Here is a 15,130-nt window from a genome sequence, read left to right as displayed (position 1 = left end):
CTTACCCGCCGCTAGACCTTCAGGTAGCGACTGATCGCAAACCCGGCCGACCCGGCCGCGAGAATACCGCCGACCACGATGAGGATCGGCACGACGATGATCGCCTCGTCGAGCCCGACCAGTGTCGTGGTGGTCGCGAGCGTCTCGGCTAGATAGCCCTTCACGAAGAACTGCACGATCGCTATCACGGCACCGCCGGCGAGCAGCGAGCCGATAAGAGCGGCGAAGACACCCTCGAGGATGAAGGGGGTTTGGATGAACCGGTTGGACGCTCCGACGAGGCGCATGATGCCCAGCTCCCGCCTCCTCGAGAAGGCGCTGAGCCTGATCGTGGTGGCGATCAGCAGCACGGCCGCGATCAGCATGAGTGTCGCGAGACCGATGGCGGTGAAACTGGCGGCGTTCAGAACGGCGAAGATCTGGTCGAGGTAGCTCCGCTGGTCTTCGACGGCCTGCACCCCGGCGCTCGACGACAGGCTCTCGATGAGGATGTCGGCCTGCGTCGGGTCGTTGAGGTTCACCCGGAAGCTCTCGTTCAGCATGTCTTTTGTGACGAAAGCGGTGAGCTGGCTGTCGGCGAACTGGTCCTTGAAGTTGGCCAGGGCCTGGTCGTGGGTTTCGAACTCGAACTTCTTGATGAACGGGGCGAGGGTCGTCGACTCGAGCTGGGCCTCGACGAGGTCCTTCTGGTCTTGCGTGGCTTCCTGTTGCGCACAGTTGCCGGTGGAGTCGGTGGCCGTGCACATGTAGACGGCGACCTGCGCGCGGTCGTACCAGTAGCCCTTCATCTCGCCGATCTGCATCTGGAGCAGGATGGCCGCGCCCACGAAGGTGAGCGAGATGAATGTCACGAGAACGACGGAGATGACCATCGAGACGTTGCGGCGGAGACCGGTGGCGGCCTCGCCCAGAACGAGTCCGAGCCTCACTGGATCGCTCCGTTCGAAAGGCCGAACCCCTGGATCGGGATGGCCTGGGTCTGGTACCCGCCCTCACGTTCGTCGCGCACGATCTGACCGCTGGTGAGTTCGATGACGCGGCGCTTCATCTGGTCGACGATGCCGGCGTCATGGGTCGCCATGATCACGGTGGTGCCGCCCACGTTGATGCGCTGCAGCAGGTTCATGATGCCGGCGCTCGTCACGGGGTCGAGGTTTCCGGTCGGCTCGTCGGCCAGCAGGATCGCCGGCTTGTTGACGATGGCGCGAGCGATGGCGACGCGCTGCTGCTCACCGCCCGAGAGTTCGTGGGGGAAGCGGCTGGTCTTGCCGGCCAGGCCCACCATCTTGAGCACGTCGGGGACGGCCTCCTGGATGAAGCCGCGGCTCTTGCCGATCACCTGCAGCGAGAACGCGACGTTGTCGAACACGGTCTTCTGGGGCAACAGGCGGAAGTCTTGGAACACCACGCCGAGATTGCGGCGGAAGTAGGGGACTTTGCGGCTCGACAGCGTGCCGAGCTGTTGCCCGAGCACGTGGATCTGCCCCTGCGAGGGCTTCTCCTCTTTCAGCACGAGGCGCAGGAAGCTCGACTTACCGGAGCCGGAAGCGCCGACGAGAAAGACGAATTCCCCCTTGAGAATCTCCAGGCTGACATTGTTAAGGGCCGGCCGGGTGTTCCCGGAATACAACTTGGATACCGAATCAAAGCGAATCATTTCGTGACGAGCCTAGGCACGAGAGAGACGGATGCCTCTCGCGACACCCCACGGACGTCACGTTCCCAGCATCAGTTCAGTCCTTGTCGCGCTTACGCCACTTGATGCCGGCGTTGATGAAACCGTCGAGGTCGCCGTCGAACACCTTGGAGGGGTTGCCCTCTTCGTACTCGGTGCGCAGGTCTTTCACCATCTGGTAGGGCGCGAGCACGTAGCTGCGCATCTGGTCGCCCCAGCTCGCGGTGATGACCCCGGCGAACTCCTTCTTGGTGGCCGCCTCCTGCTCCTTCTGGATGATGAGCAGGCGCGACTGCAGCACGCGCATGGCGGCCGCGCGGTTCTGGATCTGGCTCTTCTCGTTCTGCATCGACACGACGGTGCCGGTGGGGATGTGGGTGAGGCGCACCGCGGAGTCGGTGGTGTTGACCGACTGGCCGCCGGGGCCGGAGGAGCGGAAGACGTCGACGCGGATATCACCCTCGGGGATGTCGATGACCGCGGCCTCTTCGAGCAGCGGGATGACCTCGACGGCGGCGAAACTGGTCTGGCGCTTGCCCGCCGCACCGAACGGCGACATGCGCACGAGGCGGTGCGTTCCGGCCTCGACGCCGAGCGTTCCGAAAGCGTAGGGGGCGTCGATCTCGAAGGTCGCCGACTTGATGCCGGCCTCTTCGGCGTAGCTCGTGTCCATGACGGTCGCCGAGTAGCCGTGTTTCTCGGCCCAGCGCAGGTACATCCGGAAGAGCATGTCGGCGAAGTCGGCCGCGTCTACTCCCCCGGCGCCGGCGCGGATGGTGATGACGGCGGGGCGCGCGTCGTATTCACCATCGAGCAGCGTCTGCACTTCGAGGTCGCCGAGCACCTTCTCGATCGCCTTGAGTTCGGCCTTCGCCTCGTCGGCTGCGGCGACATCCGATTCGTCGTTCGCCAACTCGACCATAATCTCCAGGTCGTCCAGGCGCGAGGCGATGCTCACGATCTTGGCGAGCTCGGCCTGACGGTGGCTGAGGTCGCTGGTGACTTTCTGCGCCTTGTCGGTGTCGTCCCAGAGGTCGGGAACGCCCGCCTGCTCGCTCAGATCCGCGATCTCGGCCTCGAGCCGGTCGACGCCAACCACCGAGCGGATGTCGTCGAAGGTCGATCGAAGGGCAGCAATCTCTACAGAAAAATCAAGGTCGTCCATGTCGGTGCGAGTCTACCCGCCTGCCTATCGGTCGCTGAGCCTGTCGAAGCGCTCTTCGACAGGCTCCGCGACCGGACAGGCGTAGGGTGAAAGGAATGAGCACCGCCGAGCAACCGTTCCGCTGGCGCTCCATCGCACTCCCGGCCCTGCTGCCGACGCTGCTCTTCTCCATCGGCGAGGGCGCGATCATCCCGATGATCCCGGTCGTCGCCGGCAACCTCGGCGCCACCCTCGCCATCGCCGGTCTCGTGGCCGCTTTGTTGATGCTCGGCGAGCTCGTGGGCGACATTCCGAGCGGATGGCTCGTGGCCCGGGTAGGGGAACGCCCGGCCATGATCGGTGCCTCCCTGCTGTCGATCATCGGCCTCGTCATCTGCGTGCTCGCCCCCAACCCGGTCGCGCTCGGATTCGGAATCTTCCTCGTCGGTCTGGCGACGGCGGTCTTCTCGCTCGCGCGGCACGCCTTTATGACCAGTTTCGTGCCGATCGCCTACCGGGCACGGGCCCTGTCCACCCTCGGCGGCACCTTCCGCGCCGGCGCATTCATCGGACCGTTCATCACGGCGGCGGTCATCCACCTCACCGGCACCGCGGCATCCGCGTTCTGGATCCACATCATCGCCTGCCTCGCGGCGGCGCTCACGCTCATCCTGCTGCGCGATCCCGGCGCGTCGTTCGGCGCCGCGAAGACGGTGCGCGGCAGCACCGGCGCCGCCCTGCACGAGGGCGAGGCGCTCGTCGAGCAGGAGGCGCACGGGCTCTTCCGCACCATCTACGAGAACCGCGGCGTGCTCGCCAAACTCGGTACCGGTGCCGCGCTGATCGGGGCGTTGCGAGCGAGCCGGGCCATCATCCTGCCGCTGTGGGCGGTGAGCATCGGCATCACCGAGACCAATACCGCTCTCATCATCGGCATCGCGTCGGGAATCGACTTCGCCCTGTTCTACGCGAGCGGCCAGATCATGGACCGCTTCGGGCGGCTGTGGAGCGCCGTCCCTTCGATGGTCGGGCTCGGACTGGGGCACCTGGCGCTCGCGTTCACCCACGACCTTCCCGACTCGGTGGTGTGGTTCATTTCGGCGGCGATGTTCATGTCGCTCGCGAACGGGGTGGGCAGCGGCATCCTGATGACGCTCGGCGCCGACCTCGCCGACAAGAGCAACCCGGCGCCGTTCCTCGGCGCGTGGCGGTTCACGGGCGACCTCGGCAACGCGGGTGGCCCGCTGCTCGTGGCGTTCATCACCGGTGTGGCGTCGATCGCGGTCGCCGCGGGCACCGTGGGCGTGCTCGGGCTCGTCGGCGCCGGAATTCTGCTGCGCTACGTGCCGCGGTACGCCCCGCACGTGCCGCGCACACTGCGTTAGCGGCGGGCCGTCGCGATCGGACGCCGGCCTCGAGGTCCGCGGCGGGTCAGAAGGCGGTGCTCGGCAGATCCTTCTCGTCGCCGACGATGGCCGCGATCATCCGGTCGACCACCACGTCGGGGTCGAACCCCGCGGGAAAGGCCGGCGCCGACCCGGCGATCGCGCGCGTGACCAGCCCGGTCTCGGTGTGGCCCGGTCGGGCATCGATGAGTCGGACGCCGCTGCGACGGGCCTCTCGCGATGTGGCGGCCATGAAGGCCGCGAGCGCAGACTTCGACGCGGAGTAGGCCGCCAACCCGGCCGTCGGGGATTCCGCGACGACCCCGCTGATGGTGAGCACGAAGGGCTCGCGGCCCTCCGCGGCCGAGTCGGCGAGTAGCGGGAGCGCGGAGGAGATCAGCGCGATCGGTCCGGTCGCATTCACGGCGAACAGCGTGGCGAGGGTTGCGGCGTCGAGGTCGGCGGCGGGTCCGAAGGCCACCACCCCGGCCGCGACGACCACCCCGTCCAGCCCGCCCGTAGCGTCAGCCGCCAACCCGACCGCGGTGTCGGCCTGCGTGGCGAGATCAACGACGAACCTGCGGCCGGGCACAGGGAGCGCGGCGAGGCGGGCTCGGTCGGATCCGGTGAGCACGACGTTCGCCCCATGGTCAGCCAGACGGGCAGCGAGGCGCGAGCCGAGGGCCCCGGTCGCCCCGATGACGAGAATGTTCTTGTCGGAAAGATCGGTCATCGCCTCAGCCTAGACAGCGCACGAATGGATACACTCGAAGCTTGTCACAACAGCCTTCTCCCCCGCGCACCCAGCCGTTGCAGCGTCTTCGCTCGCTCGACGGCCTCCGCGGCGTCGCCGCAATCGTGGTCGTCGCCTACCACTCGTTGCTGATCAGCCCGACCCTGTCGGAGATAGTGGTGAACAACAAGGCGGCCGAGCCGGGTTCGTTCTGGGACCTGCTGCTGCACTCCCCCCTGCGCATCTTCATCGCCGGCAACGAGGCCGTGATCGTCTTCTTCGTGCTCAGCGGACTCGTGCTCACCCTGCAGGTGAGGCGCGAGCGCGACTTCAACTGGGGAAACTATTTTCCGCGCCGGCTCGTGCGGCTTTATCTGCCGATGTTCGCGTCGATCGTGTTCGCCGTGATCGTGACGCTGTTACTGCACCGCGACCGCGAGGCGAGCGACAGCGCGTGGGTGCAGTTCTACACGTATCCGGACTTCGACTGGAAGTTCGCCATCCAGGCCGCCGACGTCTTCAACGGCACCCCCGACTTCAACAGCCCGCTCTGGTCGCTTCGCTGGGAGGTGCTGTTCTCGCTGCTGTTGCCCGTATTCGTGCTCATCGCGTCGCGCGGTCGCAAGCTCGCGTGGGCGGCGATCGCCCTCGCCCCTCTCCTCGTGCTGCTGGGCTACGAGTACACCGTACTGCCGCTGGTCTACCTGCCCGCGTTCATCGTGGGTATAGCGCTCGCCAAGCTGTTCAGCCTCCGCGACGACAGTGCCGACGCCGCCGAGCTCGCCCAGCGTTCCGCGCCGTGGTGGGGGCACATCGTGTGGCTTGTGGTGGCCGTCGCCTCGCTGTTCCTGCTCATCCTGCACTGGTTGCTGCAGCCGGGCATCGGGCAGAACACACATGTCGCGTTCGCGTCATCCGCCCTCATCGTCATCGGGGCCGCGGGCATCGTCACCGTGGCAGCACGCTGGACACCGGCCGTGCGCGTGTTGTCACTGCCGCCGATCCACTGGCTCGGACGCATCTCGTTCAGCCTTTACCTCGTGCACGCGCCGATTCTCATCGCGACCGCCAACGTGGCGCACGAGCTGCCGTGGCCGGTGCAGACGCTCATCGGCGTGGGCATCTCGTTCGGTGTCGCCGAACTCTTCACCCGGTTCGTGGATGTTCCGAGCCACCGCCTCTCGAAGAAGATCGGCCGCACGGCGCCCGCTTCCGCGACACCTGCCACCCCTCCCGCCAACTAAACAACAGGTGTAAGTTAGTCACGGTTCCGGTTTCGATCGAGACGTGCATCCGACCCGTTTGTCCCATGTGTATCCGATTCTGCGGAGCCCATTCGAACACTCGACCAAGGAGCACACACCATGACCCGTTTCCAGGGCAAAGTCGCACTCGTCACCGGCGGGGCGAGCGGCATCGGCAAGTCCACGTCGCTGCGTCTCGCGCGTGAGGGCGCGTCCGTCGTCATCGCCGACATCAACGCCGCAGCCGGCCAGACCGTCGTCGACGAGATCACCGCCGCCGGGGGCAAGGCGCTCTTCGTCTCACTCAACGTCACGAGCGAAGACGAGTGGAACGCCGCCGTCGCCGGCACCGTCGACACCTTCGGCGGCCTCGACCTGCTGGTGAACAACGCCGGCATCGGTGACGCCCGCTCGATCGAAGACACCACGATCGAGGTGTGGGACAAGACCATCGCCGTCACCCAGACCAGCGTGTTCCTCGGCCTCAAGGCGGCGAGCGCAGCGCTCAAGGCGTCGACCGCGGGCTCCGTCGTCAACGTCTCGTCGATCTACGGCCTCGTCGGCGGTTCGGCCGCCGGTCCGGCTTACCAGGCTGCCAAGGGCGCGGTGCGACTGCTCACCAAGAACGCCGCGCTCTGGTGGGTCGAACAGGGCGTGCGCGTCAACTCGGTGCACCCCGGCTTCATCGACACCCCGATCCTCGAGGGTGCGCCGCGCGAGGTCCTCGCCGCGACCGTGCCGATGAAGCGCCTCGGCCAGCCCGAGGAGATCGCCTCGATGATCACCTACCTGCTGAGCGACGAGGCCAGCTTCATCACCGGCGCCGAGTTCGCCGTCGACGGCGGCTTCACCGCCGCGTAACTTTTCTGGCTCACGCCGGTCGACAGGACGGATGCGGCCTCGCGCACGCCCGACAGGACGAACTGCCCGGTAGCGGGTAGGGCGTTCCTGTCGGGCGTGCGCACGTTTCAGGCTCCTACGGTCTGGAGCGCGATAGCCGAGAAGAACAGGGCGATCGTCAGTACGATGGCCGCCGCGGGAACCCACGCAGACTTACGGCGGTAGACGCGACAGGTTCCGATGCCGAGGATGACCGCGACGACGATCACGACCGCCGACCAGAACATTCCCCAGACGACGAATACCGTTAGGCCGTAGTCGCAATTCTCGAGGCACGACACGTCCATCGAGTTCAAGAACACAAACGCGACCGCCACGCAGAGCAAGCGCAGCAGAACCACCGACAGCAGGATAGTGAGGGTGACGTCGAGCTGCTTTCTCACTGACTCCCCCGTCTGCGCGCCGGCGATCGGCTACTAGCAAGCTAGCCGAACACCGACCGGGCGACCGCCGTCACCTCGATGCGGAAGCCCTCGGGCACGAGCAGCGACACGACCGGCGGCCTCCAGTAGGCCGCGAGTTGCACCGTCGCGCTGCGGCCATCGACGGTCTCGGCGCGCAGCACCTGCAGGGACTCGAAGCGAGCGCCGGCCGGGCCCGACACGTAGCCGGTGACGGCAGCCGCGACATCCGGCGACCGCAACCGTGGACGCGTACCGGAGGCGGTCGACTCCACCGAGCTCAGTTCGAACGACTCCGCGCCGACGAGGGCGGCTCCGTCGGCGAGGGCGAACAGGCGCTTGCGCTCGAGGTAGAGAGATGTCGCCGCGACGACGAGAAGCACGAGGACCAGGGCGAGGAATCCGTAGAAGACGGTGAGCGGCAAAATCGACCCGCTCTCGTCGCGTCGCAGGTTGGCTGAACGACGGCTCACGGCGCCACTCCCCCGAATCGCGACACCTGTTGCGTGGTGCTCGACGCGATCGGCACGCTGAGCGGCACGTCGAGATCGAGCACGGGAGGAACGAGCGGCAGGGCCACCGCCGTCGTCACTTCGACCGTCACGAAGCCGCGACGCGTGAGGCAGGCGCCGGGGTTCGGCGTGCACGTCACGGTCATCCGCACGTCGTCGGCGTCGAGGTCGTAGTCGGCGAGCGCGAACTCCACGGCGACCCGGGCGCTGCGCTGGGCCTCGGCCACCGACGACGACTCGACGAACACCCGCGCCGCCTGCCGCGACGCGCCCTCGACGGCGAACGACGCGCCCTGCAGCGCCGCGACGGTCAGCACCAGGTACACGAGCGGAACCAGCAGCACGAGCCCCGCGGTGATGAACTCGAGCGAGGCCGTGCCCGTCTCGTCGGTTCGCATCTCGCTAGTCGAGAGTCTCCTTCGCGGCATGCCCGGTCACCTCCAACCCGCCGTCGAGTCCGACAAGGCCGATGAGCGGCAGCGGCGTGCGCACGGTGACCGCGACGGCCGGATGCTCGAGGTAGCTGCCCGCAGTGGCCGTCACGTCGTTCGCGTACCCGGCCCCGATCGCCGTGGTGATGAGGTCGCGGGTGCGGGCGGCTCCGTCGGCGAGGGTGTTGTCGGCGAGCGCCCCGTAGCGCGCTCCCTCGGCGGCGGCATCCAGAACCGTGTTGCGCACGTGCAGGGCGAATCCGAGTTGCAGCACCGAGAGGGTGAGAACGGTGAGCAGCGCCGAGACCATCACGAACTCGGCCGGCGCCGATCCGCGGTCGTCGCCGAGCCTGGTCGGCCACACCCGCACGCGCATCGCTAGAAGCTGGTGACGCGTTCGATGGCCTGCTCGAAGACCTGGCTGAGCGCCGGGCCGGCGAGACCCCAGATGATGATCACGAGGCCCGCGGTCATCAGTGTGATCAGCACCCAGCCCGGAACGTCGCCACGTTCGTCGGTCGCTAGAAGTTTCAGTCGCGTCATTGCCTTCTCTTTTCTCTCGAGGTGCGTCACAGCCCCGTCTGCAACACGAGGATGCCGGGGAAGATCGCGAACGCCACGGTGATCGGCAGGATGAGGAACACGAGCGGAACGAGCATCGCGACCTCCTTCTTGCCCGCCAGTTCGAGCAGCTGGCGTTTGGCGTCGTCGCGGGAGTCTTGAGCTTGGGCGCGCAGCACCTCGACGATCGGCGTACCGCGGTCGAGAGCGCCCACCACCTGCTCGACGAAGCGCGTGAAGGGCGGCAGGTCGAGTTCGCGCCCTACCCGAGCGAGCGACTCGGCGAAGGGTAGGCCCGTGTTCACGTCGGCGATCGCGCGCCCGAGCTCCGCCGCCAGTTCGCCCTGGCTGATGCGGGAGATGCGACGGGTCGCGTCGAGGATCCCCTCCCCCGCCGAGAGGCTGAGGGTGAGGAATTCGAGCACGGTGGGCAGCTCGCTCGCCATGCGGGCCAGCCGCGCGCGGGCGGCGCGCTGCAGCGCGTAGTCACGGAGGGCAACGCCGCCGGCGGCGAAGATCGCGACGATACCGAGCTGGGCGACGAGCGGTAGCGCGGTCGCCCGCGCCGCCACGATCGAAGCGAGCACCCCGACGCCGGCACCCACCGTGCCCCAGAGCAGCTGCCGACCGCGGAACCGCTCGACCGTGAGCGTCGAACCCGCCTGCCGCAGGCGGTGGGCCGTGGCATCCGGCCCACCGAGCAGCACGCCGAGGCCGCGACGGAGGCCCTCGACCATCGGGGCGAACACGAATCCGAGCACCGGCAGCGGATCGGCCGGGCGCCGGGCGAGCAGCTCACGGGCCCCGGGTGAGACATCGAGCACGTAGGGTGCCACGCGGTCGGTGAGGCGCGGCCGGCTGAGCCTCGGCGTGACACTGACGATCGCCCACAGCCCGAGGCCGAGGGCCGCGCCGCACACCACCGCCCACGCGATTGCGGGCGTCACCGGAACCACCGCCGTTCGTCGGGGATGCGTCCGACCGCGACCATGATGCGATAGGCGACGACCGACACCAGCAGGCCGATGACGACGAGCGCGGCACCGGCGGCCGTGTTGTAAGCGGCTGCCGCCTCGGGTCTGCTGGCCAGCAAAAGCAGCACGATCCACGGCGCGGCAACCCCGAGCCGCGCGGCGTTCATCACCCAGGACTGCCGCGCCTCCACCTCCGAGCGGATGGCGGCCTCCTGGCGCAGGTAGGCGGCGAGGTTGCGCAACACCGTGGTGAGCTCGCTGCCTCCCACCTCGCGCGACATGCGCAGCGTCTCGAGGATGCGGTCGGCGACGGGGTCGGCGAGGCGGTCTTTCAACTGCCCGATGCACAGCCCGAAGTTGCCGGTCGCGCGGTACTCCGCCTCGAACTCGGCAAAGGCCGCTCGGGTCACCGCCGGACCGGCGCGGGCGAGAGTGACGACGCTGTCGGGCAGTGCGAGCCCCGAGCGCACCGCCGAGACGAGGTGATCGACGACGTCGGGCCAGACCACCCGGGTCGCCCGGCGCCTGCCCCGTGCACGCACGGTCACGAGCGCCGAGGGCACGACGAACGCGACCACCGCGGCCGCGACGGCGAGCGACGTCACCGGCACGAGCGCGAACACGACCGCCCCGCCGACCACCCCGAGCACGACCGACACCACGAAGAAGGTGAGCGGCGTCACGCGGCCGAGCCCGGCCTGCCGCAGTCGCGCTCGCACCGGGGCGAGCGAACGGGATGCGGCCGGCCTCTCGGACGCCGGCCAGAGCACCGGCGAGGCGATGAGCAGCACGCCGACGCCCATAACGAGACCCCAGACCGCGGTCACGAGCGCCGGCCGTTCATGAGCGCGGTCCGGCCAGAACGGCGGCCGGGTCGAACCCGGCGGCCCGGAATTTCGTGGTCTTGGTCGGGTGGCTGCCGGTCGCCGTGAGGGTCCCGGACTCCATCGCGAAGATCGTTCCGGCCTCGATGAGAGACCCGCTCACCTGACCGCTGGGTGCGACGATCTCAACGATGCGCCGCCGTCCACCGCGCGCGATCTCGCAGTGCACAACGAGGTCGATGCAACCCGCGACCGTCGGCACCACGAAGGCGGAGTCGATGTTGCGCCCGGCCAGGAGCGGCAGGGTGCACAGCTTGGAGAGGGCGTCGCGGGCGCTGTTGGCGTGGATGCTCGACATGCCCGGTAGCCCGCTGTTGAGCGCGATGAGCAGGTCGAGCGACTCGGCCTCGCGTACCTCGCCGACCACGAGGCGGTCGGGGCGCATCCGCAACGACTCTTTGATTAGCCGGCGGAGCGTGATCTCGCCGGCGCCCTCGAGGCTGGGCTGCCGGCACTGCATGGCCACGCGGTCGCGCGCGGAGAGGTCGAGTTCGAACGTCTCCTCGACGGTGACGATGCGTTCGGTCGGCCGCGCGCTCGACAGCAGGGCATTCAGCAGAGTCGTCTTGCCGCTCTGCGTCGCCCCGGACACGAGGATGTTCTGCCCCGAGAGCACGCACATGCGCAGGAACTCGGCCGCCTGGTGCGTGAGCGAGCCGAGCGCGACGAGTCGCTGCAGATCGCGGATGCGCTGCGTGAACTTGCGGATGTTGACGGCCCAGTGCCTCTGCGTCACGAACCATCGACAGTTGCATCCAATGCAACTGTCGAGCTTCGCAATACCGCGCTACTTGCGTCCTAAGGGTTTTGTAAAAGGAGACTTTAGCAGGGCAACTTGCCACGAATTCAGCTCGAACTTGACGCGATGATGCAACTGGCCGTACGTTGTTGTGTCTAATGCAACATGAAGAATCTCCGGAGCGGGCCCTGCGGCTCTTGTCGTCGTCAGCGAACGTTGTTCTGGCAAATCCGGAATCGATGGTTTTCGACGCGATGCTTCTCAGCTGGAAGCAGCAACAGATAAGCCGCGGCATGAAACCTCAGAGCGTGCGCGGGAATGTGGCCGTCGTACGGCATTTTCGAGAGTTTGTTGACAAGCTGCCTTGGGAATGGAATGCAGGTGACGTCGACGAATTCACCTCCGACGTAGTGGACCGTGGTCTGGCGTTGTCGACTCTTCGGCATTATCACGGTGCGATTCGCGTGTTCTGTGACTACATAACGAGCCGCCACTACGACTGGATGGAGATCTGTGAAGCGCAGTTTGGACAAATCCCCTCGCAGGTCTGCCTGCCGTGGAATACGGTGGCCCACAGATTTGATTTCGAGGGTCGGGCTGCGCGCCGGCCGTTTACGTACGACGAGCTGCAACAACTCTTCGACACGGCCGATGCCAGAGTCGAAACGTTGGTCTCAGCAGGCAAGAAGGGTGGTCTGGCGGCACTGCGAAACGCTCAAATGCTGAAGACCGCGTACGCTTTTGGGCTCCGACGCACCGAGTTGGTGATGCTGGATCTTGCCGACTTACACCACAGTTCTCAAATGCCCGAATGGGGCCAATACGGCGCAATACATGTTCGATGGGGCAAAGCTGCAGGCGGAGGTTCCCCACGACGGCGAACAGTTCTCCTTGTTCCGGAGTTTGACTGGTGGATAGACGGCATGAAGCAATGGATCGGCGAAGGGCGTCCGAAGTTCTCGAACGGAGATCCAGAAGCGATTTGGGTCACGGAGCGAAGAACCAGGGTCACAGGTGGATATTTAGACAAGACTTTCGCCGAATTGCGAGACGAGGCCGGACTGCCCAAAGCCCTCACTCTTCACAGTCTTAGGCACTCCTTTGTGACGCATCTGCTTGAATTCGGATACGCAGAGCGATTCGTACAGGAACAGGCCGGCCACATGCACGCGTCGACAACATCCATCTACGCTTCTGTAAGTTCTGACTTTAAAAATCGAGTACTCGCGAACGCACTGAAGAGAATCGTTGAAGGAGAATCTAGTGGCGATTGAGCTAGAGACATCTTGGCACTTGCGATCGATAATGGCCTCCCGCGGCATATTCCAGACGTCGAAGATCGGGCCCCTCCTTTCGGAACGAGGCGTGCAGCTCTCGCGGGAGCAGGTCTATCGGCTCGTGACGAACGCACCACAGCGTGTGCGAATAGATGTGCTCACGGCGCTCTGCGACGCGCTAGAGTGCTCGCTGGACGAGTTGATCACGGTGAAACGGCGCGACGCCGCTCCCGTTCGCGAAGCAGTCGGCGAGACGGCCCAGGGCCCAATAGGCGACCTGCGCCCGATTAGAGCCAGCATCCGACGGCCAAGCATTGAGCGATGATCTCTGCCTCCGCCCGCCTATTTAGCGAGACGGTCCAGTTCGTTCAGGCGGCTACGCCGGAGCTAGCGCACGCCACTGTTCGCGACGTCATATCGAAGGTAGCGCCGGACGCAAAGACGGTGCGACTTCTGCAGCTATCGCTAATTCAAAGTCCGGGCATTCTGCAAGGCGAGATTTCGAACGTCCCGAGGACAGTTCAGGCGCTCTGTCACGCCCTAGTGGAAGCAGGCGCCGAGAATATCTCTCTCCCTAGGTGCGAGACATGCGGCAGATCGGTATCGCTGCCCCACAAAGCACCAGGCGGAGGACGCCATTGTTCTCGTTGCGAACGCAATCACCGCGCGACGCCATGCGCAAAATGCGGTCAAGTGCAACCTATCCAACGGCGCATCGACGGAAAGCCCCTATGCCGGCGCTGCTGGAGGGTCGATCCGCGCTCATTCGACACTTGCCATCGGTGCGGCGAAATGGCGACGCTTGTCGTGCGCAGAGGAGAGCCCGTCTGCCTGAGGTGCTACACCGCCCCAATAAAGCTTTGCTCGATCTGCGATGAGCCAGGTCGCGTCGCAACACATCTTGATGGTGGCATCATGTGTGCTCGCTGTTACTACGCGATGCGGCGCCCTCGGGTGTGCCCTCAATGCCTCCAGAAGAAGCTACTGACCAATCTCTGGGACAACCATCTTGTGTGCGCGGATTGCGCAGGCGCTCCAGTCACGATGGCGTGCCCCGAATGCGGCTCCATCACTGAGTCGCGAAAGCATCGTCTTTGCGCGAGATGTCGCCGACCCATAGTTATTCAGCAGCTTCTTTCGGACGACACCGGCGACATTCGACCCGAATTGCAGTCACTCGCTGAATACCTACTTTCGCATCATCCCGAGCCTGAATCACTCACGAGGTGGGTAATAAAGAGCCGAGGAGCTGAGACGCTGAAAGGCCTTGCAAACGGCACCCTGCCCCTAGATCCGGCAGCAATAATCGAGCACGCCGGCGACCCGCGAACCGTTTCATTCCTCCTCGCATTGCTCGTCGCGTCCGGCACAATCCCAGAACTCAATGCGGAAGAAGCGCGGTTCGAATATTGGAAGCAAATTTGGCTCACCACGATCGAACACCCGGAGGACCGCACGTTATTGCGCCGCTACAGCAGGTGGGGCCTGAAATCCCAATCGCACCAGTCGGTTCCGAGCAACCCTAAGGCGAAATATCGTCGGCACCGCGGTGCGCTCAGACAGGTGGCAGCGCTCCTGAATGCAGCGCGGGACATAGACCACACGGTGGCTACGCTCCCCCAGAGGGAATTGGACCAGTTCCTGAATGGGTCGCCGGCCCAGCAGGACGCGCTCGCCCATTTCACTCAATGGCTACGCACGACGCGCTTGAGCCGTCTAGTAGTGGCGTACCGCCGGAACGAACTAGAAGGGTACGGCTTTTCAACCGACCATCGTTGGAAAATGGCGCGACTGTTCATCGAGCGCGCCGAAATTCCGATCATGGACCGGGTTGGGGCTCTCCTCATCCTCCTATACGGGATGCAAGCCACCCGGGTCGTCGCTATCGAACGTTCGCAAGTATCCGAGCGAAATGGCAAGACAATGCTAACTATCGGAAGTGAGCCAATCGAATTGCCCGCACCTCTGGACGAAGCAGTTCAATCATTGCTGAAACTAAGCCATTTGCGATCTCCCCGCTGGCTCTTCGTCGGCAGGCATCCAGGCGAGCATCTAACGGCGCGCGCACTTTCCAGACGGCTCGCCACCTACGGGATGAGCACCGGGAGCGCGCGAGCGACAGCTCTGATGGAGCTCGCTCAACAAATGCATCCGAGGGTCCTTTCGGACCTCCTTGGCGTTTCGATCGCCACCGCGAGCGCATGGTGGCGCCTCGCAGGCGGCGACTGGGCGGCATATCCCCCCCTGCGCGAGCAACGTTAATCACCTCC

At 65.8% G+C, this 15,130-nt stretch carries 17 protein-coding genes and 1 pseudogene; 6 read left to right on the top strand and 12 right to left on the bottom strand.

The genetic code is table 11. The features are described 5' to 3' along the window. Positions 1–11 precede the first annotated feature (11 nt). The 3 genes from ftsX to prfB all read right to left on the bottom strand — a co-directional run bounded on the left by ftsX (position 12) and on the right by prfB (position 2,840). Positions 12–929, bottom strand: a complete 918-nt coding sequence (gene ftsX / locus IEV96_RS01190; protein ID WP_188508887.1) for a permease-like cell division protein FtsX — start codon at positions 927–929, stop codon at positions 12–14. Further along, complete coding sequence (gene ftsE / locus IEV96_RS01185; RefSeq protein ID WP_188508886.1) at positions 926–1,657, bottom strand: cell division ATP-binding protein FtsE; 732 nt, start codon at positions 1,655–1,657, stop codon at positions 926–928. Before ftsE ends, ftsX begins: the two co-directional genes overlap by 4 nt. 76 nt (positions 1,658–1,733) lie before the next feature. After that, a complete protein-coding gene (prfB, locus tag IEV96_RS01180) occupies positions 1,734–2,840 on the bottom strand; it encodes a peptide chain release factor 2 (protein ID WP_188508885.1) in 1,107 nt (368 codons plus the stop codon). Positions 2,841–2,935: 95 nt separating this feature from the next. On the opposite strand from prfB, the gene IEV96_RS01175 reads away from it, so the two are divergent. Continuing rightward, positions 2,936–4,204 (top strand): MFS transporter, encoded by a 1,269-nt coding sequence (locus IEV96_RS01175; protein WP_188508884.1) that lies wholly within the window; start codon positions 2,936–2,938, stop codon positions 4,202–4,204. A gap of 46 nt (positions 4,205–4,250) precedes the next feature. Here the strand turns inward: IEV96_RS01175 and IEV96_RS01170 are convergent, their stop codons facing one another. After that, the gene (locus tag IEV96_RS01170; protein WP_188508883.1) at positions 4,251–4,937 is read right to left on the bottom strand and encodes an SDR family NAD(P)-dependent oxidoreductase; all 687 of its coding nucleotides are present in this window, start codon (positions 4,935–4,937) and stop codon (positions 4,251–4,253) included. A 41-nt stretch (positions 4,938–4,978) separates the two neighbouring features. Here IEV96_RS01170 and IEV96_RS01165 point away from each other — a divergent pair, with 41 nt between their 5' ends. Both IEV96_RS01165 and IEV96_RS01160 read left to right on the top strand, forming a co-directional pair. Next, a complete protein-coding gene (locus IEV96_RS01165) occupies positions 4,979–6,181 on the top strand; it encodes an acyltransferase family protein (protein ID WP_188508882.1) in 1,203 nt (400 codons plus the stop codon). Between the two features lie 120 nt (positions 6,182–6,301). Continuing rightward, the gene (locus IEV96_RS01160) at positions 6,302–7,042 is read left to right on the top strand and encodes an SDR family NAD(P)-dependent oxidoreductase (protein ID WP_188508881.1); all 741 of its coding nucleotides are present in this window, start codon (positions 6,302–6,304) and stop codon (positions 7,040–7,042) included. 107 nt (positions 7,043–7,149) lie between these two features. Here the strand turns inward: IEV96_RS01160 and IEV96_RS01155 are convergent, their stop codons facing one another. The 8 genes and pseudogenes from IEV96_RS01155 to IEV96_RS01120 all read right to left on the bottom strand — a co-directional run. Beyond that, positions 7,150–7,464, bottom strand: coding sequence for a hypothetical protein (locus tag IEV96_RS01155; protein WP_188508880.1), 315 nt, complete (start codon positions 7,462–7,464; stop codon positions 7,150–7,152). A gap of 41 nt (positions 7,465–7,505) precedes the next feature. Then, positions 7,506–7,955 (bottom strand): pilus assembly protein TadG-related protein, encoded by a 450-nt coding sequence (locus IEV96_RS01150; RefSeq protein ID WP_188508879.1) that lies wholly within the window; start codon positions 7,953–7,955, stop codon positions 7,506–7,508. After that, complete coding sequence (locus IEV96_RS01145; protein ID WP_188508878.1) at positions 7,952–8,392, bottom strand: hypothetical protein; 441 nt, start codon at positions 8,390–8,392, stop codon at positions 7,952–7,954. The genes IEV96_RS01150 and IEV96_RS01145 overlap by 4 nt, the downstream gene beginning before the upstream one ends. Before the next feature lie 4 nt (positions 8,393–8,396). Next, positions 8,397–8,801 (bottom strand): TadE/TadG family type IV pilus assembly protein, encoded by a 405-nt coding sequence (locus IEV96_RS01140; protein ID WP_188508877.1) that lies wholly within the window; start codon positions 8,799–8,801, stop codon positions 8,397–8,399. Between the two features lie 2 nt (positions 8,802–8,803). Next, positions 8,804–8,968 carry a hypothetical protein gene (locus IEV96_RS01135; protein ID WP_188508876.1) on the bottom strand — a complete coding sequence of 55 codons (165 nt, stop codon included), beginning with the start codon at positions 8,966–8,968 and terminating at the stop codon, positions 8,804–8,806. A 26-nt stretch (positions 8,969–8,994) separates the two neighbouring features. After that, a complete protein-coding gene (locus IEV96_RS01130) occupies positions 8,995–9,933 on the bottom strand; it encodes a type II secretion system F family protein (RefSeq protein WP_188508875.1) in 939 nt (312 codons plus the stop codon). Further along, positions 9,930–10,787, bottom strand: coding sequence for a type II secretion system F family protein (locus tag IEV96_RS01125; RefSeq protein WP_188508874.1), 858 nt, complete (start codon positions 10,785–10,787; stop codon positions 9,930–9,932). Before IEV96_RS01125 ends, IEV96_RS01130 begins: the two co-directional genes overlap by 4 nt. 13 nt (positions 10,788–10,800) lie before the next feature. After that, a pseudogene (locus IEV96_RS01120) lies at positions 10,801–11,580 on the bottom strand (TadA family conjugal transfer-associated ATPase); the annotation flags it as partial. Positions 11,581–11,741: 161 nt separating this feature from the next. On the opposite strand from IEV96_RS01120, the gene IEV96_RS01115 reads away from it, so the two are divergent. From IEV96_RS01115 to IEV96_RS01105, 3 genes are all read left to right on the top strand, one after another. Continuing rightward, positions 11,742–12,857 (top strand): tyrosine-type recombinase/integrase, encoded by a 1,116-nt coding sequence (locus tag IEV96_RS01115; protein WP_308419454.1) that lies wholly within the window; start codon positions 11,742–11,744, stop codon positions 12,855–12,857. Beyond that, a complete protein-coding gene (locus IEV96_RS01110) occupies positions 12,847–13,185 on the top strand; it encodes a helix-turn-helix domain-containing protein (protein WP_188508873.1) in 339 nt (112 codons plus the stop codon). Before IEV96_RS01115 ends, IEV96_RS01110 begins: the two co-directional genes overlap by 11 nt. A gap of 1,025 nt (positions 13,186–14,210) precedes the next feature. Then, the gene (locus tag IEV96_RS01105; protein WP_229732916.1) at positions 14,211–15,122 is read left to right on the top strand and encodes a hypothetical protein; all 912 of its coding nucleotides are present in this window, start codon (positions 14,211–14,213) and stop codon (positions 15,120–15,122) included. The last annotated feature ends 8 nt before the right edge of the window (positions 15,123–15,130 follow it).

The sequence above is a fragment of the Conyzicola nivalis genome, from assembly GCF_014639655.1.
In the GTDB taxonomy this organism is placed as follows: domain Bacteria; phylum Actinomycetota; class Actinomycetes; order Actinomycetales; family Microbacteriaceae; genus Conyzicola; species Conyzicola nivalis.
This window is presented reverse-complemented; position numbering and strand designations above follow the sequence as displayed.